This window comes from Mycobacterium sp. IDUB_21, from assembly GCF_055419425.1.
The window spans coordinates 230,136-248,843 of the sequence record NZ_JBVAXQ010000005.1 but is presented as its reverse complement, the minus strand read 5'-3'; the positions used below and the strand labels follow the sequence as shown (position 1 = coordinate 248,843).

Annotated in this window: 20 protein-coding genes; 10 read left to right on the top strand and 10 right to left on the bottom strand. The window is 68.2% G+C overall.

Going from position 1 to position 18,708, the window contains the following annotated elements; translation table 11 throughout:
• Positions 1-64: 64 nt before the first annotated feature.
• Positions 65-868 (bottom strand): HAD family hydrolase, encoded by an 804-nt coding sequence (locus tag ACZYY4_RS10365; RefSeq protein WP_463809882.1) that lies wholly within the window; start codon positions 866-868, stop codon positions 65-67.
• Between the two features lie 115 nt (positions 869-983).
• Between ACZYY4_RS10365 and ACZYY4_RS10360 the strand changes: the two genes are divergently transcribed.
• The 4 genes from ACZYY4_RS10360 (at position 984) to ACZYY4_RS10345 (ending at position 4,659) form a co-directional block, all read left to right on the top strand.
• Positions 984-1,229, top strand: coding sequence for a hypothetical protein (locus tag ACZYY4_RS10360; RefSeq protein ID WP_463809881.1), 246 nt, complete (start codon positions 984-986; stop codon positions 1,227-1,229).
• Between the two features lie 131 nt (positions 1,230-1,360).
• A complete protein-coding gene (locus ACZYY4_RS10355) occupies positions 1,361-1,852 on the top strand; it encodes a hypothetical protein (protein ID WP_463809880.1) in 492 nt (163 codons plus the stop codon).
• Positions 1,853-1,876: 24 nt separating this feature from the next.
• Positions 1,877-3,151 carry a competence/damage-inducible protein A gene (locus tag ACZYY4_RS10350; RefSeq protein WP_463809879.1) on the top strand — a complete coding sequence of 425 codons (1,275 nt, stop codon included), beginning with the start codon at positions 1,877-1,879 and terminating at the stop codon, positions 3,149-3,151.
• A gap of 20 nt (positions 3,152-3,171) precedes the next feature.
• Entirely contained in the window at positions 3,172-4,659 is a 1,488-nt protein-coding gene (locus ACZYY4_RS10345) for a lipase maturation factor family protein (RefSeq protein WP_463809878.1), read from the top strand.
• A 16-nt stretch (positions 4,660-4,675) separates the two neighbouring features.
• Here the strand turns inward: ACZYY4_RS10345 and ACZYY4_RS10340 are convergent, their stop codons facing one another.
• Both ACZYY4_RS10340 and dtd read right to left on the bottom strand, forming a co-directional pair.
• Positions 4,676-5,143 (bottom strand): DUF2834 domain-containing protein, encoded by a 468-nt coding sequence (locus ACZYY4_RS10340; RefSeq protein ID WP_463809877.1) that lies wholly within the window; start codon positions 5,141-5,143, stop codon positions 4,676-4,678.
• 47 nt (positions 5,144-5,190) lie between these two features.
• Positions 5,191-5,616 carry a D-aminoacyl-tRNA deacylase gene (gene dtd / locus ACZYY4_RS10335; RefSeq protein WP_463809876.1) on the bottom strand — a complete coding sequence of 142 codons (426 nt, stop codon included), beginning with the start codon at positions 5,614-5,616 and terminating at the stop codon, positions 5,191-5,193.
• A gap of 52 nt (positions 5,617-5,668) precedes the next feature.
• Between dtd and ACZYY4_RS10330 the strand changes: the two genes are divergently transcribed.
• The gene (locus ACZYY4_RS10330) at positions 5,669-5,983 is read left to right on the top strand and encodes an MTH1187 family thiamine-binding protein (RefSeq protein WP_463809875.1); all 315 of its coding nucleotides are present in this window, start codon (positions 5,669-5,671) and stop codon (positions 5,981-5,983) included.
• A 10-nt stretch (positions 5,984-5,993) separates the two neighbouring features.
• Here the strand turns inward: ACZYY4_RS10330 and ACZYY4_RS10325 are convergent, their stop codons facing one another.
• The 5 genes from ACZYY4_RS10325 to ACZYY4_RS10305 all read right to left on the bottom strand — a co-directional run bounded on the left by ACZYY4_RS10325 (position 5,994) and on the right by ACZYY4_RS10305 (position 10,502).
• Positions 5,994-6,656 carry a M15 family metallopeptidase gene (locus ACZYY4_RS10325; protein ID WP_463809874.1) on the bottom strand — a complete coding sequence of 221 codons (663 nt, stop codon included), beginning with the start codon at positions 6,654-6,656 and terminating at the stop codon, positions 5,994-5,996.
• Between the two features lie 17 nt (positions 6,657-6,673).
• Positions 6,674-7,420, bottom strand: a complete 747-nt coding sequence (gene yaaA / locus ACZYY4_RS10320) for a peroxide stress protein YaaA (RefSeq protein WP_463809873.1) — start codon at positions 7,418-7,420, stop codon at positions 6,674-6,676.
• Positions 7,417-7,908, bottom strand: coding sequence for a phosphatase PAP2 family protein (locus ACZYY4_RS10315; RefSeq protein WP_463809872.1), 492 nt, complete (start codon positions 7,906-7,908; stop codon positions 7,417-7,419). Before ACZYY4_RS10315 ends, yaaA begins: the two co-directional genes overlap by 4 nt.
• A 79-nt stretch (positions 7,909-7,987) precedes the next feature.
• The gene (locus ACZYY4_RS10310) at positions 7,988-8,446 is read right to left on the bottom strand and encodes an STAS domain-containing protein (RefSeq protein ID WP_463809871.1); all 459 of its coding nucleotides are present in this window, start codon (positions 8,444-8,446) and stop codon (positions 7,988-7,990) included.
• A 97-nt stretch (positions 8,447-8,543) separates the two neighbouring features.
• A complete protein-coding gene (locus ACZYY4_RS10305; RefSeq protein ID WP_463809870.1) occupies positions 8,544-10,502 on the bottom strand; it encodes a neutral/alkaline non-lysosomal ceramidase N-terminal domain-containing protein in 1,959 nt (652 codons plus the stop codon).
• A 109-nt stretch (positions 10,503-10,611) separates the two neighbouring features.
• On the opposite strand from ACZYY4_RS10305, the gene ACZYY4_RS10300 reads away from it, so the two are divergent.
• The 3 genes from ACZYY4_RS10300 to ACZYY4_RS10290 are packed head-to-tail and all read left to right on the top strand — an operon-like array spanning position 10,612 to position 13,638.
• Positions 10,612-11,850, top strand: coding sequence for an acyltransferase family protein (locus ACZYY4_RS10300; protein ID WP_463809869.1), 1,239 nt, complete (start codon positions 10,612-10,614; stop codon positions 11,848-11,850).
• A 48-nt stretch (positions 11,851-11,898) separates the two neighbouring features.
• Complete coding sequence (locus ACZYY4_RS10295) at positions 11,899-12,612, top strand: Rv0518 family GDSL lipase (protein ID WP_463809868.1); 714 nt, start codon at positions 11,899-11,901, stop codon at positions 12,610-12,612.
• A gap of 48 nt (positions 12,613-12,660) precedes the next feature.
• Positions 12,661-13,638: an NAD-dependent epimerase/dehydratase family protein gene (locus tag ACZYY4_RS10290; protein WP_463809986.1), complete on the top strand. Its 978-nt coding sequence runs from the start codon at positions 12,661-12,663 to the stop codon at positions 13,636-13,638.
• Between the two features lie 290 nt (positions 13,639-13,928).
• Here the strand turns inward: ACZYY4_RS10290 and ACZYY4_RS10285 are convergent, their stop codons facing one another.
• Positions 13,929-14,579 (bottom strand): HD domain-containing protein, encoded by a 651-nt coding sequence (locus tag ACZYY4_RS10285; protein ID WP_463809867.1) that lies wholly within the window; start codon positions 14,577-14,579, stop codon positions 13,929-13,931.
• Between the two features lie 149 nt (positions 14,580-14,728).
• Between ACZYY4_RS10285 and ACZYY4_RS10280 the strand changes: the two genes are divergently transcribed.
• Complete coding sequence (locus ACZYY4_RS10280; RefSeq protein WP_463809866.1) at positions 14,729-15,703, top strand: GlxA family transcriptional regulator; 975 nt, start codon at positions 14,729-14,731, stop codon at positions 15,701-15,703.
• Between the two features lie 17 nt (positions 15,704-15,720).
• Here the strand turns inward: ACZYY4_RS10280 and aceA are convergent, their stop codons facing one another.
• Positions 15,721-18,021, bottom strand: coding sequence for an isocitrate lyase ICL2 (gene aceA, locus ACZYY4_RS10275; protein WP_463809865.1), 2,301 nt, complete (start codon positions 18,019-18,021; stop codon positions 15,721-15,723).
• Between the two features lie 172 nt (positions 18,022-18,193).
• Here aceA and ACZYY4_RS10270 point away from each other — a divergent pair, with 172 nt between their 5' ends.
• Positions 18,194-18,574, top strand: coding sequence for a hypothetical protein (locus ACZYY4_RS10270; RefSeq protein ID WP_463809864.1), 381 nt, complete (start codon positions 18,194-18,196; stop codon positions 18,572-18,574).
• Positions 18,575-18,708: the final 134 nt, after the last annotated feature.

Genomic DNA, 18,708 nt, shown 5'->3' with positions numbered 1-18,708 from the left:
GGCGAGGCCAGTCGGCCACTGGCGGGCCGCTGAAACCAAACGCTACCGCCAATCGTATCCGGAATCAGCGGGTGGCTCGAGTGGGTAGCAAGGCGCGTAGCACCGCCACCCCGAAACCGGCGGCGCGACGCAAGGACCGCCCGGTCGTACGCCCGGTCCCGGTGACGTGCAGTACCGGCCAGCCCCGTTCGGCCGCCAGCGCTGCCAGCCCCGGACGCGGATTGACCGGCCGGGGCCGGCCCACCAGCGTCATCAGCGCGGCGTCCTCGTCACCGTCGGCGTAGAAGAAGCTCTGGGCGAGGTCGACCCCGTTGCCCGCGCATAACCGCTGTACCGCTGCCGCCTTCGCGGGACCCCACACCACAGGTTTGACGATGTCCCCGGTCAGAAGGCCCTGCTCGTCGAGTTCGAACCGGTTGCACAGCACCTGCGGAATCCCCAGGTGGCGGGCGACCGGCTCGGCGTGGATGGTCAGTGCCGAGGAACTCAGAACGACGGTATGGCCCTGCTGCTGGTGCGCCGCCACGACCTCCTGCATGAGGGGGTACACCCGGCTGGTGATGTGGTCGGTGAAGAGTCGTTCGCCGACGTCGTCGAGCTCGGTGATCGACTCGCCGCGCAGGTAGCCCGCCGCCCGTATCAGCAGTCGCTCGAATTGCATCCGGCCCAGCCGATAGCGCACGGCGGCCTCGACGACGCCGAGCACTTCGCCGGCCCGGGCCTGGCGCCGGCGGATCCGGTCGCCGGCATGTGCGGTGGCGGTGAACCCGGACACCAGCGTGCCGTCCAGATCGAAAAAGGCTCCGATCTGGGCTCCCGGTGGGGTCCGGCCGATCTCGGCGACCAGATCGCACGGTGATGCGGTCATCGGCGTCGATGTTACGTCCGTGGCGGTGCACGCGGGCGGCCACGCGCCGCACGACCGGACGTGAAACCGGCAGCTGATAGCGTGTTCGGCCTATGGCGAAAAAGGGGCCGGCGCAATGAGCACTGAGACCAGGGAGACCACCTCGACCGATGCGCGGCAAGCCCTGTCCGAGCAGGCCGAGCAGCTTGGCTGGCAGCGCACGCAGCGGGAGCGCGTCGACATCTACCGCCGGGGAATCTTCCACGTCCACGCGATCTGGCGCGACAGCGGCACCGTCAACGGCGGGGGGCACTACGAGGACTCCGTCCTGTTGGCCTACACCACCGACCTGGCGAAGCTCCAGAGTTGGCTGGCCAGGTAACTCCGGTTCGGTAACCGCGACGGCTCCGGTTCGCAACGGTTGGATAAACGCCCCTCGTGTCACACGGGCAACATTTTTCACACGGCTAACTTCGGTCTCGACCTTGTTGTTATCGGGATTGGGAAGAAGCCATGTCACGTATCCGAAATTGCCTCACCGTCGCGGCCGGCGCCGCCGCGGGATTGTTCCTGGCGACGCTCGCGTCGAGCGCCACCGCCCACGCGGACACGGTGCCGATCAATCCGGGGCTGCCCGGTGTGTTCGAGCAGGTGGTCGCGTCCTCGACGACCATCCCGGCGCAGTTGCTGCAGACCACCACGTCCGCACTGAGTGGAACGCCGCTGATGCCGTCGGCACCGGCACAGGCGCAGTCGCCGATCGCCACCGCCACCTTCAATGTTCCGCCGACCTCGAATGCACCGGCCACCCAGGCCACCGGCCTGCCCGGGTTCCCGGCCGATCTGAGTTCGGTGCTGCCGTTCCCGTTGCCGAACTTCGGTGGCACGACAGCGGCGGCGGCGCCGACGACGATGATTCCCGGCGCGTTCGCGCCGTCGGCCGCGGTGGCTCCGGTCGCTGCGGCATCTCCGATGGAGGTCATGCTGATTCCCGGCTTGCCCTGACGCTGACTGCGTAACCTCGGACCGGTGAACGCACGCGCAGGAATAGTGGTCACCGGTACCGAGGTACTCACCGGACGGATCGCCGATCGCAACGGACCTTGGCTGGCCGACCGACTTCTGGAACTGGGAGTCGAGTTGGCGCACATCACGATCTGCGGCGACCGGCCCCGCGACATCGAGGCCCAACTTCGATTCCTGGCCGGCGAGGGTGTCGACCTGATCATCACCAGCGGCGGTCTGGGGCCGACGGCCGATGACCTGACGGTCGACACCGTCGCCCGGTTCTGCGGCCGGGATGTCGTGCTCGACACCGCGCTGGAAGCCCGGATCGCCGAGATCATCAAACCGATGATGGCGCGCTTCACCGGTCCGGGCGCCCCGGATTTCGCGACGGTCCTGGCGGCCAACCGCAAGCAGGCGATGATCCCGGCCGGCTCGACCGTCCTCGAACCGATGGGTACCGCACCGGGCGTGGTGGTGCCCGGCACCCCGACGGTGGTGGTGCTGCCCGGGCCGCCAAGCGAGTTACAACCGATGTGGCACAAGGCTATCGACACCGCTGAGGTACAGCAGGCGATCGCCGGCCGTACCCGCTATGAACAGCAGACCGTGCGGATGTTCGGACTGCCCGAGTCGGGCCTGGCCGACACGCTGCGCCACGCACAAGAGGCCATCGCCGACTTCCTCCGCCTGGAGATCACCACCTGCCTGCGCCGCGGTGAGCTCGAGATCGTCACCCGCTACGAACCCGATGCCGCCGCGGCATACGCCCAACTGCTCACGCTGCTGCGTGAGCGGCACGCCCGGGCGATCTTCTCCGAAGACGGTTCGCGGATCGACGATCTGGTGGCGGGACTGTTGGCCGGCCGGCGGATCGCAACCGCGGAATCGTGCACCGCGGGAATGCTGGCGGGGAGACTGGCAGACCCACCCGGGGCCTCGGACTACCTCGTCGGCGGGGTGGTGTCCTACTCCAACGACGCGAAGGTGGATCTACTCGGCGTCGACGCGGCACTGATCGCCGAGCACGGCGCGGTCTCCGAGCCGGTGGCAGAGGCGATGGCCGCCGGCGCGCTGCGCCGCTTTGCGGCCGACACCGCGGTGGCGATCACCGGTATCGCCGGGCCCGGCGGCGGAACACCGGACAAGCCGGTGGGCACCGTCTGCTTCTGTGTGGCCCTGGGTGACGGTGCCTTGCTCACCCGGACCACCCGGCTGCCGGGGGGCCGGGCCGACGTCCGGGAACGGTCGACGACGGTGGCGATGCATCTGCTGCGCCGCGCATTGTCAACCGCCTGATTGCGGCCGCAACCGGTGGTATGAACATCACCGAGGAGTTGCGGGCGTTGAACGCAGAGTGGGCGTGGTTTAGCGGATCCGGTTACTGGCTGGGCCGGTTGGTGTTGGAGCGCGGGATCGCCGCGGTTTACGTCATCGCGTTCGTCGCCGCCGCGCGGCAGTTCCGTGCGCTGATCGGCGAACACGGCATGTTGCCGGTGCCGCGGTACCTGCGCCGACGGTCATTTCGTGTGACACCCAGCATCTTTGCGCTCTACTACTCGGATCGATTCTTCGCCGGCATCTGTTGGGTGGGTGCGGGTTTGGCGGCGGCGCTGGTGGTGGGCGCCGGCGAGTTGGTGCCGCTGTGGGCGGTGATGTCGATCTGGCTGCTGCTGTGGGCGATGTACCTGTCGATCGTCAACGTCGGCCAGACGTGGTATTCGTTCGGCTGGGAATCGATTTTGCTGGAGGCCGGGTTCCTGGCGGTGTTCTTGGGCAACGACCGGGTTGCGCCGCCGGTGCTGGTGTTGTGGCTGGCCCGGTGGCTGCTGTTCCGGATCGAGTTCGGGGCGGGGCTGATCAAGCTGCGCGGCGACTCCTGCTGGCGGGACCTGACCTGTCTGTACTACCACCACGAGACCCAGCCGATGCCCGGTCCGCTGAGCTGGTTCTTCCACCACCTGCCCAAGCCGCTGCACCGAATCGAAGCCGCCGGTAACCATGTCGCCCAGCTGGTGGTGCCGTTCGGGTTGTTCGCCCCGCAACCGATCGCCGGGGTCGCGGCGGTGATCATCATCGTCACCCAGCTGTGGCTGGTGGCATCCGGCAACTTCGCTTGGCTGAATTGGGTGACGATTGTCCTGGCCGCCGGCGCGATAGACCAGTCCTGGTTCACCGGAAGGTTTCCGGGATTGCAGCCCGCGGCGATACCGGAATCGCCGGCGTGGTTCGCCGGCCTGGTGCTGGCCTTCGCTGTCACGGTGGTGGTGCTCAGCTACTGGCCGGTGCGCAACATGGCATCACGTAATCAGCGAATGAACACCTCGTTCAACCCGTTTCATCTGGTCAACAGCTACGGGGCGTTCGGGACCGTCGGGCGCTCCCGCCGAGAAGTGGTGATCGAGGGGACCGCGGACGTTGAACTCACCGACCGGACGGTCTGGCGGGAATACGAGTTCAAGGGCAAACCCGGTGCACTCGACCGGCTTCCGAGGCAATGGGCGCCCTACCACCTGCGACTGGACTGGCTGATGTGGTTCGCCGCGCTGTCGCCGGCCTACGCGCAGCCGTGGCGCGAGGCGCTGCTGCAACGTCTGCTGCGCAATGATCGCGATACCTTGCGACTGTTGCGCCGCAACCCCTTTCCCGACGAGCCTCCGCGCTTCGTGCGGGCGCTGCTCTACGACTACCGCTTCGCCACTCCGGCTGAGCGCCGGCGGGACCGGGCGTGGTGGCATCGCAGCCTGGTGGGCACCTACCTGCCGCCGGTCTCGGTTACCGGGGCTTCGGGGCTGCCCATGCGATGAGCATCGTCTGCAGGATCTAGTGGGTGTCGACCCAGAAGACCATGCCGACCGACAGTACTGCGAGGATGCCGAGCAGCACGGTGTCCTTGACGGCCAGGCGCGGTGCAGCAGCCCCCGCGGTGGCGTTGATTCGCAGCTCGCGGGCGATCAAGAACAGCGGGAAGGTGACGCTGATCGCGACGAAGAGACCACCCACGATGTAGGCCCAGATCAGCCGTACCCCGTGCTTTCGCCCCTCGATGACCATCAGGATCGCCGCGGCGAGGAAGAACAGCACGATGTCGGCGGTGATCGAGCGTGACGCCGGAGTGACCGTCGTATCGCGCAGGAAGCTGCTGAACAGATCCGCGGTACCGCTCTGGTAGGCCAGATTCTGGCTCCAGGTGGCGATCAGCGCCACGGCGGCGATCGCGGCGTAGACCCCGCAAAGTACTTTGCGCGACATCGGCATTGGTTGTGCTTGTGCGTCGCTGATTTCCGGCATGGACTCAACGATAACGGCACGGTGCGGCGCCACACACGGTTTCGCGTTTACACCTCGAGCAGCAGGGTCACCGGGCCGTCGTTGACCAACTCCACTTGCATGTGCGCCCCGAATTGCCCGGTAGCCACGTGTGCGCCCAGTCTTCGCAGCGACTCGGCGAACTCGGCCACCAGCGGCTCGGCGACGGCGCCCGGGGCGGCCGCGTTCCAGGATGGCCGTCGCCCCTTGGCGGTGTCGGCGTAGAGGGTGAACTGGCTGACCACCAGAATCGGTGCACCGACATCGGATGCCGATAGTTGGCCATCGAGAATCCGCAACTGCCAAAGCTTTTCGGCCAGCCGCTTGGCCTTGTCGGCATCGTCGGTGTGGGTCACGCCGACCAGAGCGAGCAGGCCCTGCCCCTCGATCGCGCCGACCGTCCGGCCGTCGACATCGACCCGCGCCGAGGAGACCCGTTGAACCAGAACCCGCACGGGCTCGATGGTAGGTACGCTCGCGCTGGAGACTCCGGGAGGGGTGGTCAGGGTGTCGGTGCTGGTTGCGTTCTCGGTCACGCCGCTCGGTGTGGGCGAGGGAGTCGGTGAGATCGTCGCAGAGGCGGTGCGGGTCGTTCGCGAGTCAGGCCTGCCGAACCGCACCGATTCGATGTTCACCGTGATCGAAAGCGACAGCTGGGCCGAGGCAATGGCGGTGGTGCAACGGGCGGTGGAAGCGGTGGCGGCCCGATCACCGCGGGTGAGCACCGTGATCAAGGTCGACTGGCGACCCGGCGCGGTCGATGCCATGACCGCCAAGGTGGAGTCGGTGGAGCAGCACCTGGCGGCGCCACCACCTAGTTGACCGCCACGTCCTAATTGACCGCCACGTCGAGGATGGGTCGGCCCACGCCGGCGCCCGGCCCGTCGAAGTGCCACCACTCCCCGGAGTAGACGGCGAGGCCGCCGGCGCTCATCGCGTCGCGCAGGGCGGCGCGTTCGGCGGCGGCGGTGGTGCCGATCCCGTCGGCGAATGCCGCGGCGCGGGGCGAGAAGTCATCGAAACCGGTGCCCATCTGCACCAGGCGCCGCTGCGGGTCGGCGGTCGTCACGTCGACGGACCGCCCGGTCTCGTGGCTGCGGGCCAGTGAACCCGGGCGGGCCACAAAGTTCGGGTTCGGCACCGCTTCGAACATCCGGACCTGCACGTCGTGCGGCCGGTAGCAGTCCCAGAACACCAGCGTTCGGCCCCGGTTGCGCAGCGCCGCGGCTGCCGTCGCCAAACCCGGGGCCAGCGACTCGTGCACCAGGCACCGGGCGTCAGCCGGGTACAGCGCCACGCCGGTGAAATTGTTGGCCGTGGCGTACCGCAGATCGATGATCGCGTCCGGCACCGCGCTGCGGACGTCGACGAAACCGGCCGCGCGGGCCGGCGCGGGCAGCGGCGGCACGTCCGCGCCCGGAGTCGCCGCAGCGGGCCCGACCGGCACCCAGCCGGCGACCAGCGCGGCAAGAATCAAGGTTCGCAGCGTTGCCATTCGCCCATTGTCTCGTCTCAGGCGGGAACCACGACGGTCAATCGGTGGTCATCGCGTTCCACCTGCATCCCAGCCCGGCGGGCGGTCGCCGCCACGGCGGCGGCGTCATCCGGCTCGGCCCTGGTGGTCGCCAGCACCCGGGCCAGCCGGCCCTTGTGCGCCTTGTTGAAGTGGCTGACGGAGACCCGTCGGCCATCGGGGTGTTCGGCGACCACGTCGACGCGGACGGCGCCGGGGATTCCGGCCAACGCCGCATAGGAACCGGAGCGCAGGTCGACGACCAGTTCGGCGGCGGCGATCTCGGCCAGCACCGGCTCCAGCACGGGCCGCCAGCGTTTGGCCAGGCCGGGTTGTCCGGGCAGTTTCGAGGTCGCCGAGAGGCGGTAGGCCGGCACCGGGTCCATCGCCCGCAGCAACCCGAACAGCGCGGAACCCACCGCCAGTCGGGCAGCGGCACGCGCCGCTGCCGCACCGCGCAGCGAGTCGACGTCGAGCGCCTCGTACAGCACGCCGGTGTAGCGGTTGATGGCCGGCGCCGTCGGTGCGGTCCGCAACGCCGCGTTGCGCTCGATCTCGCCGTCCTGGGTGGCCGAGAGCGCCAGTGCGTGCCGGCTGGCTTCCCGGTCCGCGGCCAGGGCGACCAACTCGTCGACCAGCGTCGCCCGCAGCTCGGTGAGTTGCGGGGATCCCAGCGCGCCCAGCCGCAACGGCTGCCCGCCGCCGCCGGCCCGTTTGGTCTCCGAGGGCGGCAGCAGCACGATCACAGCGCAGACGTTAACCGAGCCGTTCCGCACACCAGCGCGGTGGCAAGCATCGCGGCCCCGAGCGTGTCGGTGAGGAAGTGGTAACCGCAGGCCACCAGCCCGAGCATGCCCAGCAAGCTCAACACCGTCGCCACGGCCAGCGCCCAGAGCCGGGCTTTCTTGCAGGCGTAGGTCACCACCACCATCATTCCCAACACTGCGACCAGCAGAGCGGTGTGCCCGCTGGGATATTCCAGGTAGAGGCCGTGGCGGCGGTCGAAGATGCGTTTGAGTGCCGCGGTGGCCGCAGTCACCACCACCGGGCAGGCCAGCACCGCGACCGCCAGCGGCCACTGCCGCCGGTGCAGGGCGACTGTCACGCACGCCACCAGTACCGCGAGCACCAGCCAGCCGCTGGTGAAGATCAGCAGCCACCGGGGCTGGGACCCGAGGACATCGCGGATGCTACGGCTGAACCAGCTGTCGAGGGGTGTCGAGCCGCGGCCCACGGCCGCGCCCAAGGCCAGTGTTGCCAGCAGACCGACCGGTGGCCACCAGCGCAGAGCGGCGGCGACCCCGCGAACTATCTCAAGCCGACTTCTGGAACAGCGGCAGCAGCATCTGACGGCGCTGGTCATTGCCGTCGGCGAGCGCGTGCAGCGCCTGTTCCACCGAGCGCGCCATCGGGAACTTGGCCTCCTCGTCGAAATCGCCGAGCAGTTCGCTGACCGCCGGGCCCTCGATGAGCATCCACTCCACACCCGCGGCGCGGCAGTCACCGTCGAGGACGCACAGCAGCCAGATACCGGCGGCGGCGAACGAGGTGACCCCGCTCAAGTCGAGCAGCAGCGGTTCTTTCGCGAGTACGAAACGCCGGGCCTGCTCGCTGAGCTGGTCAACGTTGGTGGCATCGATCCGGCCCCGGATCGTGACCACGGTCGCCAGGTGACGGTAGTGCGCCCGAATCTGCGCGTCGCCGCACTTCACGGTGGGGTTGCCCTGCTGTCCGATCCGCGCCGCGCCCCGTTCGGTGATCGTGATAGCCATGCCAGCCCCCGCTTCCGTTGTGGTCACTGTCGGCAATTGATCGACCGTGACATTTCCCGACGTTATGCGGTGAAGTTAAGGCAGCTTGGGCGGCCGATTAACGCTTTGGTGAGATATCGAACGGCTCGGTCACCCCGGTGAACGCGGTGATCCGTCCGTCGCGCCCCCGGGCGTCGCCGTCATAGCGGAGTCGATAGCGCCCGGCGGCGGTGTCCGCCGGCACCGTCCAGGTCACGGCGATGGTCGACCCGCGCCGGCCGGCCCGCCGCCAACGAAACGTCGTCGACCAGTCACCGTCGTCGGCCACGGTGCTCCAGCCACCCCCGGAACCGTCGAATTCACGCTCAACCCGCAGGTAGGTGCCGCCGCGGTGCAGGTCGTTGTTCGGGTAGGCGCCGGCGAACACCGCCGCCACGGTGGACCCCGGATGGTAGCGGGGCCCCGGCGGTTGCAGGACGTCCCCGAACCGGTGGCCGGCGGCCGGCTTATCCGGGTCGGCCCGGCGGCGTGACCGCCGCTTGCGGGGCGGTTCGGCGGGGGCGTTGCCGTCCGGTGCCGGCCGCCGTTCGCGCATCGCGGTGGCCAGCCCGGCCGCCACCTGCTGAAAGGCCGGCAGCTCCCAGCGCCCGAACATCGTGCTGCCGCCCTCGTAGCGTTGCTCTTCGTACTCCTCCGGTGTGGTGACGTAGTGCAGGTAGCCGTTGCTGTAGCCGGCCACCAGCACGTCACGCAGTTCGGCGCCGACGATGGCGGCCACGGTGCGGCGTAACCGCAGCCCGGCGACGATGGTCACTTCGGCGGGGATGCCGAGCAGATACAGCTGCCCGATGCGCAGCAGCTGGACCGGGCCGCCCTCGGCCATCAGCGGCACCATCTTGTTCAGCCGGAAGCCCGGGCCCACCGCCGCCTTGGGCGCGTGTGCGTCACGCAGCCGCGGTGCGAGCCGGTAGACGATCTGGCTGACCAGCGCGTCGACGATGCGGTTGCGGCCCTGCCTGACCAGTGTGTGCAGCGGGCCTGGGCCCTCATCGGTACCGGCCAGCGCGGCCGCGCCGGCCAACGCGGGGCCAGTGCGATGGGTTCGGTCGTTGCCGGTGAATTCGGGCCGGACCTCGAAATCCGACAGGTCGACGTAGGTGGCCAGCGCGTCGAGGCCCCCGGTGACCTCGGTGCCGTGCCCGGTCGTCAGGTCGGCGGCCGCGGCGGCCTGCCGTGCCCCGATGATCCGGGTGTTCTCGAACTCGTCCTCGGTGGGGCCACTGCCGGGACGGTGGTTGAGGTTCGGCGACATGTCCCCGGTGTTGGTCTGCGCGAATGCCGCGATGAAATCCGGCGGTTCGGACGCCAGGTAGTCGACACCGCGATCGAGACGCTCCAACTGGTAGGCGGCATAGCCCTTGTTGTCGCCGCTGATCAAGGTGTTGCGATTGGTCATGGAAGTGCCGTGGGTGGCGAACCAGTTCACCGCCCCGACCAGCCGGCCGCCGCGTTCGATGCGCAACAGCGTGGTCTGCGGGTCGATTGCGTCGGGGAAGTGGGCACGCTCGGCTTCCGGGTTGCGGGCGAACGCCGACGGTGAGCGGTTACTGCTGGCGTCGTGCAAGCGGCCGACGGCAAGGCTCAAGGTGGCGGGGGCGAGATCGGCATGCGCGCGCTCGATGGCCTCGCAGATGCCGTCGACGATCGCGGCGAACGTCTGCGGCCGAAACCCGCCGGTGTTGGAGTTGTAGAGCCAGTGGTCGGCATACCCTCCGGGGCCGCAATGGGTGTGCGTCGCGGTCAGCATCACGTTGTGAAACGAGTACAGCTCCCCGTAGCCGGCAGCCAGCCGCCCGAGTACCTCGCGGTGCACGCTTTCCAACAGCAGCGGCAATTCGCAGACGACCAGGAGCAGTCGGGTCGGGCCCGGGCCGGCGAACACGAAAGCCCGGGCGCGCAGCCGGTTGTGCAGGCCGGAAGTCTGCTGGGAGGCCACCCCGTACCCGAGCATCCCGCATTCGGCCGGCTCGCCGGTGATGTCGGCGATCCCGCGACCTACCCGATACTCCGCTGGCATCGCTCAAGTATCACCGGGCGTGGTCGCTCGCGGTCGGGGCGACCCGGTCGCTACGCTGTCCCCGCGACAGAGGCATCAAGACGGCAGAGCCCACCGGCGAAAGAGTGTTGTGCGCAGCGGAGAGATCAAAGCCCTCACCGGGCTTCGCATCATCGCCGCGGTGTGGGTGGTGCTGTTTCACTTCCGTCCGTTGCTGCAACTGGCGTCGCCGGCCTTCAGCGATGCGCTCGCCCCGGTGCTCGACCGCGGAGCCCAGGGCGTCGACCTGTTCTTCATCCTCAGCGGATTCGTGCTGACCTGGAACTACCTGGAACGGATGGGGGAGGCGTTCTCACTGCGGGCCACGGTGCACTTCCTGTGGCTGCGGCTGGCCCGGGTCTGGCCCATCTACCTGGTCACGCTGCACCTGGCGCTGCTGTGGGTGATCTTCACCCTGCACGTCGGCCACGTGCCGACCGAAGACCTCAGCCGGCTGACCGCGACCAGCTACGTGCGTCAGGTGCTGCTGGTGCAGCTGTGGTTCGAGCCGTTCTTCGACGGGTCGAGCTGGGACGGGCCGGCCTGGTCCATCAGTGCCGAATGGCTGGCCTACCTGCTGTTCGGTGTGTTGGTTCTGGTGGTCTACCGGGTGATGCGGGCGACGTCGGCGCGTGGCCTGGCCGCGCTGGCGATCATCGCCTCGCTGCCGCCGCTGCTGCTGTTGCTGGCGACCGGCCAGTTCTACACCCCGTGGAGCTGGTTGCCACGCATCGTCATGCAGTTCACCGCGGGCGCGCTGGCCTGCGCTTCGGTACGCAAGCTAGCGCCCAGTGATCGGGCCCGCGGCGCCGCGGGATACTGCTCCGCGCTGCTCCTCGCCGCGACCGTCGGCGTCCTGTACTACTTCGATGCACATCCGATCTCCGGGCTCCACGACAGTGGCGGGCTGGTCGACGTGCTGTTCGTGCCGCTGGTGATGGCGCTGGCGGTCGGAACCGGCAGCCTGCCCGTGCTGCTGTCGACTCGGCTGATGGTCTACGGGGGACAGATCTCGTTCTGTCTGTACATGGTCCACGAGCTGGTGCACACGGCGTGGAACTGGGCCGCAATACAATTCGAGATCGTGTTGGACGAGGGGGCGACCGCGGCCAAATGGATGGTGTGCGGGGTGTTGGCAGCGGCGACGTTGTTGTCGGTGCTGCTGTTTCACGGCGTTGAGGAGCCGGGTCGTCGCTGGATGCGAAAGATGATCGGTGCCCGGGCGGAATCGGCGCAAGTGACGCCGGAGGACGACCCGCTGGCCGTCGACCCGGTCGATAACATCCTCGATGAGCGCACCGCACCGGCGGTTCCAGTCAGTGTGTCCTGACGCGCCGACCGTGGCCGGCGTGCGCGCTGCCGATCGGGGAGGTGAGCCATGAGCCGGGTGATGACGTTTGCCGTCGCGCTGGGAACGGTCGTCGTCGCCATCGTGGTGGGCACCGGCTATCTGGCCCGCGATCACGATTCGGCGCGGCACTACGAGACGGTGCCGCTGAGTGCCTCGCCGAACCGAATCGCGGTGATCGGCGACTCCTACACCTCCGGGTTCGAAGACACCGGTCGCGGCGCGGCGAACTGGACCCAGCGGGCGTGGCAGATTCTGGCCGGCCGCGGTACCTATGTCAGGGCCGATGTGGGGGCCGAGGGCGGCGCCGGTTACGCCGTGCGCGGCAACCAGGGTGGTCTTTTCGGGGATCTGACCGCCCGGGTGGTGCAACCCGACGACGCGCTGGTGGTGTTCTTCGGCTCCCGCAACGATCAGGATGTCGAGCCGGGCCAACTGACCCGCTTGGTTGCCGACACCCTGGGCCTGGCCCGCCGGATCACACCGTCGGCCCGAATGCTGGTGATCGGGCCGCCGTGGCCCACGGTCGACGTGCCCGGCAACGTGTGGCGGATCCGGGACATCCTGAGCACCGAGGCACGCGTCGTCGGGGCTGAATTCGTCGACCCACTCGCCGAAGGCTGGTTCGTCGGCCGGCCGGAGCTGATCGGTCCCGACGGCGTGCATCCCACCGATGCCGGACACGCCTACATGGCCGACAAGATCGTGCCGCTGATCGCCGGCCAGTTGCCCAAGCGGACCTGACACAGCCCGGCCGCCCCCGCGGCACTGCACAATCGATGGATGAGTGCGATGCGCGTGTTGATCACCGGCGGAACCGGATTCGTGGGCGGCTGGACGGCGAAAGCGATCAGTGACGCCGGGCACCGCGTGCGATTCCTGGTTCGCAAACCCGCGGGCTTGCACACCAGCGTCGAACGCCTCGGTGTGGACGTATCGGACTACGTCGTCGGTGACATCACCGACGCCGACTCGGTACGGCGCGCACTGGACGGCTGCGATGCCGTCGTGCATGCGGCCGCGCTGGTTGCCACCGACCCGCGCCAGAACGAACAGATGATGGCCACCAATTCCGACGGCGCCCACAACGTGCTCGGCGGCGCGGTCGAGTTGGGCCTGGATCCGATCATCCACGTCTCGAGCTTCACCGCGCTGTTCCGCTCCGGCCTGCGCACGCTGCACGCCGACCTGCCGGTAGCGGGCGGATCCGACGGCTACGGCCGGTCCAAAGCCCGCGAGGAACGCTATGTGCGCGGCCTGCAGGACGCCGGCGCCCCGGTGGACATCACCTACCCCGGCATGGTGCTCGGCCCACCGGTCGGCGACCGGTTCGGCGAGGCAGGGGAGGGCGTGCGGGCCGCTTTGCAGATGCGGGTGATTCCGGGCCGCAGCGCAGCATGGCTGATCGTCGACGTCCGTGACCTGGCGGCATTGCACGTCGCACTGTTGGAGCCGGGCCGCGGCCCGCGCCGGTATATGGCCGGCGGTCACCGGGTACCGCCGCAGCGACTGGCCGGAATGCTCGGTGCGGTCTCGGACTCGCGCATGCTCGCCGTGCCGGTGCCCGATGTCGCGTTGCGCTGGGCCGGGCGCCTGCTGGATCAGGCCGAGCGGGTGCTGCCGATCACCACGCCGATCACCGCGGCGGGCATGCAGTACTACACCCAGATGCCGGCCTCCGACGATTCACCGGCTGAACGCGATCTCGGCGTGGTGTTCCGCGACCCGCGGGAAACACTGGCCGATACGGTAGCGGCGATCCGCGGTTAGCCGCCGTTGCCGGGCGCTACGGTCACCGGCGGCGGCTACACATGTGGCATTCGTCTGCTCAGCTTCTCGAGCGTCAGCATCTCGCGGCCTGGGGCATCGAGGTAGGGGATGCCGATTGCGTAATCGTCCCAGCGGACAGCGATCCGCGCTTCCAGTTCTGCGGGCAGTCGGTCGGTCGGCGGAGCACAAGTGCGTTTCGACGCCCAGCTGCCCGAGGGCTTCCAGTAACCGGACGCCCAGCGCGGCCCCGGTGGCTCCGGTGATGCCCACTACCAATCGCATGTCGACACCTACTCGGGCCATGAATTGTCGAGGATGAGGTCGGCGAAGTCGACCGGCACGAAGTCAGGGTCGAAGTGCTTCAGGACGTCGTCGTTCATGGTGCCGAACGTGGTGTGCGGACGGTGCTTCATACCTTCGTTGAAGGCGGCAAGGATCTGCTTCTTGAAGTTCGGACGCGGATGGGCCGTCGTGACCGCGGTGATGTCCGCGGGGGAGAGGTCGTCGCGTCCGATACCGATCACGTCGGTCTCGACGCCGGCAGTGACCAAGGCAATCTCCGGGTCGAGGAATTCGGGCACTCCCGGGGTGGTGTGCAAGGCGATAGCCAGCCAGACCTTGCCGGCGTCGGCTTCCTCGACGCCGCGTTCGAGCAGGAAGTCTCGCGCTGCGTTGGCGCCGTCGACCTCGAAACGCACTGACGAAGTGCGGTAGCGCTGAGTCAAACCCAGATCGTGGAACATGGCTCCGGCGTAGAGCAGTTCCAGGTCTGGGTCCAGGCCGCGGCGTCGCCCCTGTAGTGCGCCGAACAGGAAAACCCGCCGAGAATGGTTGAACAGTAAGTCGTCTTCGGTGTCGCGGACGAACTCGGTGATCTCGCGAGCGAGCGTGGTGTCGGGAATGGTGATGTCGGCGATCGTCTCGATCGACTGGGCGGCCATGGTCGCGCCTCCTCGGTGTCGGGTATGGCCAGTCTGCGCGTCGTCCGAGGTTGTCCGCGAGGTCAATCGTGCCCGATTTCCCACAGATTGCGACACCCAGCTGCGACGAGATCTAGGGGTGGGTGTTTGCCGAACGACATAATGGCTGGGTGGTTGAAGAAGTCAGGCGCCCACGGTTGGTGGTGATCGTTGTCTTCGACGACGTGACGATGCTCGATGTCGCAGGGGCCGCGGAAGTCTTCGTGGAGGCCAACCGATTCGGTGCCGACTACCGGGTGCGGTTCGCTTCGGTCGATGGTCGCGACGTGACGACCTCGATCGGCGCCCGATTGGGCGTCACCGACAGCATCGCCGCCATCGAATCGGCGGATACCGTCATGGTCGCAGGCAGTGACCACCTGCCCCGGCGCGCGATCGATCCCGGGCTCGTTGAAGCCGTCAGATCAGTGGCGGACCGGACCCGGCGTCTGGCGTCGATCTGCACGGGTTCGTTCGTTCTCGCCCAGGCCGGAATGCTTGATGGACGCCGTGCCACCACGCACTGGCACGAAGCCCGATTGTTTGCCCGGGCGTTCCCGAACGTCACCGTGGAGCCGGACGCGATCTTCATCCGCGATGGTGACGTCTTTACCTCCGCCGGGGTCTCGGCGGGTATCGATCTGGCTTTGGCCCTGGTCGAAATGGATTACGGCACAGAGTTGGTGCGAGAGGTGGCCCGGTGGCTAGTCGTCTATCTCAAGCGGGCGGGCGGTCAATCACAATTCTCGGCGTTGGTCGAGGCGGGGCCGCCACCGCAGTCTGCGCTGCGCTCGGTGACCGACGCGATCGCGGCGGACCCGGCGGCTGACCACAGCGTGAATTCCCTTGCCCTGCGGGCCGCCTTGAGCCGGCGGCATCTGACGAGGCTATTCCAGTCCGAACTCGGGACCACCCCGGCCCGATACGTCGAAATGGTCCGCATCGATGCTGCCCGAGCAGCACTCGACGCCGGACACTCCGTCGCCGTCTCCGCCGGCCGGGCGGGCTTCGGCAGCGCCGAGACGCTCCGGCGGGTGTTCATCGACCGATTCGGTGTGTCACCGAAGGCCTACCGGGACCGCTTCCGTACCACCGCTCGCAGCTGACATGGCGCCACGGCAGCCTAGGCGTCTTTGCTGATCAGCTTGCCCAACGCCGTCCGGTCCGGTGCCAACAGTTCGTTGATGCGTGGCTGGTTCACATCGGCCACGATGATCTCGCCGACCTCCTGATTGACGCTGCTGAAGATGCCGTGCTCCTGCATCTTCTCCGTCTGGTACAGGTTGTCCTGGGTGGGCGTGACGTAATGCACCGCAGCCGCTTTGAACCGGTGGATCAGCCACAGGTGGGTCAGATCCATCAGGCGCTTCTGCCGCAGCTTCTCCGAGAAGGTGTTCTGGTCGCGCACCGTCAGGATGCTGCGGCCATGCCGGTCTTTGATCGGGTCGACGATCACATTGGCGAGCTTCTCGTCGCCGTCGCCGTAGATGCCGAGCTCCAGCACATCGGATCCGGGACGGGTCGGGCGTAGCTGCGCCCGCAGCTTCTCGCCGAGTCGGTAGTGCTCGCTCCACAACGCCAGCCAGTCCTCCAGCAGCTTCTTGGGCACCTCGGTCTGCACCAGGTGCTGATGCTGGGTGGAGCCGGCGCCCATCGCCTTGGTGGTGGCGGTGCGGCCGGACGACGCGGCCAGCGCGGCGTCGCTGCGCGGTCCGCCGACCAGGGTTTGCGGCGTCCGGTAGGGCGACTCGACGAGCCGCATTTTGCGCTGCAGGCGGGCCAGCGCCAGCATGCCGTCCTGCAGCAGGGTGGCCGCGAACTCCTCGGAAGCCACGCCGTCGACCTGGTGTCCGCCGTAGGTGATGAAGTTGAAGACGAAGCCCAGCTTGCCGATCTCGGCGGGGAAGGCCCGCATCTCGTCGTCGGTCATACCGGTGGTGTCCCAGTTGAACGAGGGGGACAGGTTGTAGGCCAGCATCTGGTCGGGGTACACCGCGTGGATGGCCTCGGCGAATTCCCGGGCGTCGGCCAGGTCGGCGGTCTTGGTCTCCATCCACAGAATGTCGGCGAACGGGGCGGCGGCCAGCGACTTGGCGATGGCATACGGGATACCGCCGCGCACCTGGAAGTAGCCCTCGGAGGTTTTCGCCCGATCGCAGTCCCAGCCCGGGTCGGCATTCAACTCCGCGGCCTTGGCCCGCGCGGTGTACAGCGGTGCAGTGGCGGCGAATTCCCGCCACTGCGCTGCGGTCATCTCCTTCGGTTCGCCCTCGCGTTCGGCGAAGTCCAGCATCTCGGCGACGGCGTCACCGAACGTCATCAGCCCGGCATCGTTCTGCCAGGCCTCCACGAACTTCGACTCGATCTCGTCGAAGACGGCGTCCACCGATTGCCGTCCGTCACTGCGCCAGCCCTGCGCGGCCTCGGTGATCAGCGCGGTGATGCCCTGGCGTTCCAGCCAGGCGTCCGCGTCGGCGTACTCGCCGTCGGGCAGGGCGTAGAGCAGATGGCCGTTGATCTCGGTGATGCCTGAGGAGTGAAAACGTCGGGTCATCGCCAGGAAACAGGCCTTGTAAGAAGGGATCTTCAGGTTGGTGGTGCCCAGGATGAACGGCTGGTCGCGTTCATCGGAGCGACTCTCGACCAGGTTGGCCGCCTCGGCGTCGGTGCGCGCCACGATGATGCCGGGGACACCCATCATGTCCAACTGGAACCGGGCGGTGTTCAGGCGCTTGATCTGTTCGTCGGAGGGCACCAGCACCTTGCCGCCCTGGTGCCCGCACTTTTTGGTGCCGGGCCGCTGATCCTCGATGTGATAGCCGGGGACACCGGCTTCCACGAAGCGCCGGATCAGGTTGCGCACGTGCGGATCACCGCCGTGCCCGGTGTCGGCGTCCGCGATGATGAACGGCCGGTAGTCCACGGCCGGGGTGGCGGCGCGCTGCTCGTCGGTCATCCGCAACCGCAGGTAGTACTGGTTCCGGTCAGCGGTGAGCAGCGCCCGCACCAGCCCGGCCGCCTCGTCGGGCACCTGACTCAGCGGGTAGCTGGCCAGGTCGGGGCCGGGGTCTTCGCTGATGGAACCCTTCGCCGACGTCGCCCAGCCGCCCAGGTAGATGCCCTCGATGCCGACCCGCTTCATCACCACCGCCTGGCCCGGCGAGTACGGCCCGAACGTGGTGATGCTCTCCTTGGCGGCGAACAGCTCACGCAGCCGGACGTAGAACGCGGCCGCCGCCTCCCGGGCCACCGGATAGTCCGCCGGGATGGTGCCACGCTGCTCGACGACCTGACGGGCGGAGTAGAGGCGGGTGATGCCTTCGAAACGCGGACTGTCGAAGTACTGCTGTGTCGCCACGATATCGGCGTCGACGTCTGGTTGGACCGGTGCGCTCGCCGCCGCGTTCGTTTCGATGGTCGTCATGGAATTACGCTCCTGTTCGCCCCGGCTCAGTTTGTTACTCCCACGTATTGTGCCGCCGCCCGCTGAGCGATAGCGCAGTTTTGCCATACATCTTCCGTACGCCGGCGACGACCGCACAGAACTTGCGCGAAGCCGGTGGATACGGCCGCTTTCGTGGCTATGGTGATCAGTTATGACGGCCCGGTCGCACCGGTGGGACACCCCCTGGGATCAGCCGCCGCAGCGCAGCGCTTCGCTGGGCCGTCCGGTCGGCCGCTGGGGCGCGCGGCGGATGAGCCGGCGCTTCGCCGGCGTCGGGGTGCAGATCCCGGCCGCCCGGCTGCGCGCGATGACGGCCGGCGCGCCGCTGGCGTCCGCGGAGTCGATCGACTACACCTTCGCGCTCGCCGCGACCGCGATCCAACGAGAACAGCGGATGGCCCGGGCCCAGCGCAACCGACGGCGCCTGGTTCACGCGCTCATCGTGGCCGGGCTGATGCTCGCCGCGCTGAACCTGCTGATCTGCATGGGCTACGTCTTCGTCAGCCTGGCGCTACACGAAGCGTCCATGTGAACGGATAGCGGCGCCCGGAGATTCGGCCGGCGCGCGGAGTGCGGACCTTGCTGGTAAATGCGGTACGGTAACGACCGTCGCAGTGACGGAACCCGGGTTCCGCGTCGGTGGGAGAGTCCATCGTCTCGCCTGAA

Bases quoted from the DNA above. Each gene is read 5' to 3' on its own strand.
- ACZYY4_RS10365 (WP_463809882.1), bottom strand. From the start codon at position 868: ATGACCGCATCACCGTGCGATCTGGTCGCCGAGATCGGCCGGACCCCA.
- ACZYY4_RS10360 (WP_463809881.1), top strand. From the start codon at position 984: ATGAGCACTGAGACCAGGGAGACCACCTCGACCGATGCGCGGCAAGCC.
- ACZYY4_RS10355 (WP_463809880.1), top strand. From the start codon at position 1,361: ATGTCACGTATCCGAAATTGCCTCACCGTCGCGGCCGGCGCCGCCGCG.
- ACZYY4_RS10345 (WP_463809878.1), top strand. From the start codon at position 3,172: ATGAACATCACCGAGGAGTTGCGGGCGTTGAACGCAGAGTGGGCGTGG.
- ACZYY4_RS10340 (WP_463809877.1), bottom strand. From the start codon at position 5,143: ATGCCGGAAATCAGCGACGCACAAGCACAACCAATGCCGATGTCGCGC.
- ACZYY4_RS10325 (WP_463809874.1), bottom strand. From the start codon at position 6,656: ATGGCAACGCTGCGAACCTTGATTCTTGCCGCGCTGGTCGCCGGCTGG.
- ACZYY4_RS10310 (WP_463809871.1), bottom strand. From the start codon at position 8,446: ATGGCTATCACGATCACCGAACGGGGCGCGGCGCGGATCGGACAGCAG.
- ACZYY4_RS10305 (WP_463809870.1), bottom strand. From the start codon at position 10,502: ATGCCAGCGGAGTATCGGGTAGGTCGCGGGATCGCCGACATCACCGGC.
- ACZYY4_RS10295 (WP_463809868.1), top strand. From the start codon at position 11,899: ATGAGCCGGGTGATGACGTTTGCCGTCGCGCTGGGAACGGTCGTCGTC.
- ACZYY4_RS10290 (WP_463809986.1), top strand. From the start codon at position 12,661: ATGCGCGTGTTGATCACCGGCGGAACCGGATTCGTGGGCGGCTGGACG.
- ACZYY4_RS10285 (WP_463809867.1), bottom strand. From the start codon at position 14,579: ATGGCCGCCCAGTCGATCGAGACGATCGCCGACATCACCATTCCCGAC.
- aceA (WP_463809865.1), bottom strand. From the start codon at position 18,021: ATGACGACCATCGAAACGAACGCGGCGGCGAGCGCACCGGTCCAACCA.
- ACZYY4_RS10270 (WP_463809864.1), top strand. From the start codon at position 18,194: ATGACGGCCCGGTCGCACCGGTGGGACACCCCCTGGGATCAGCCGCCG.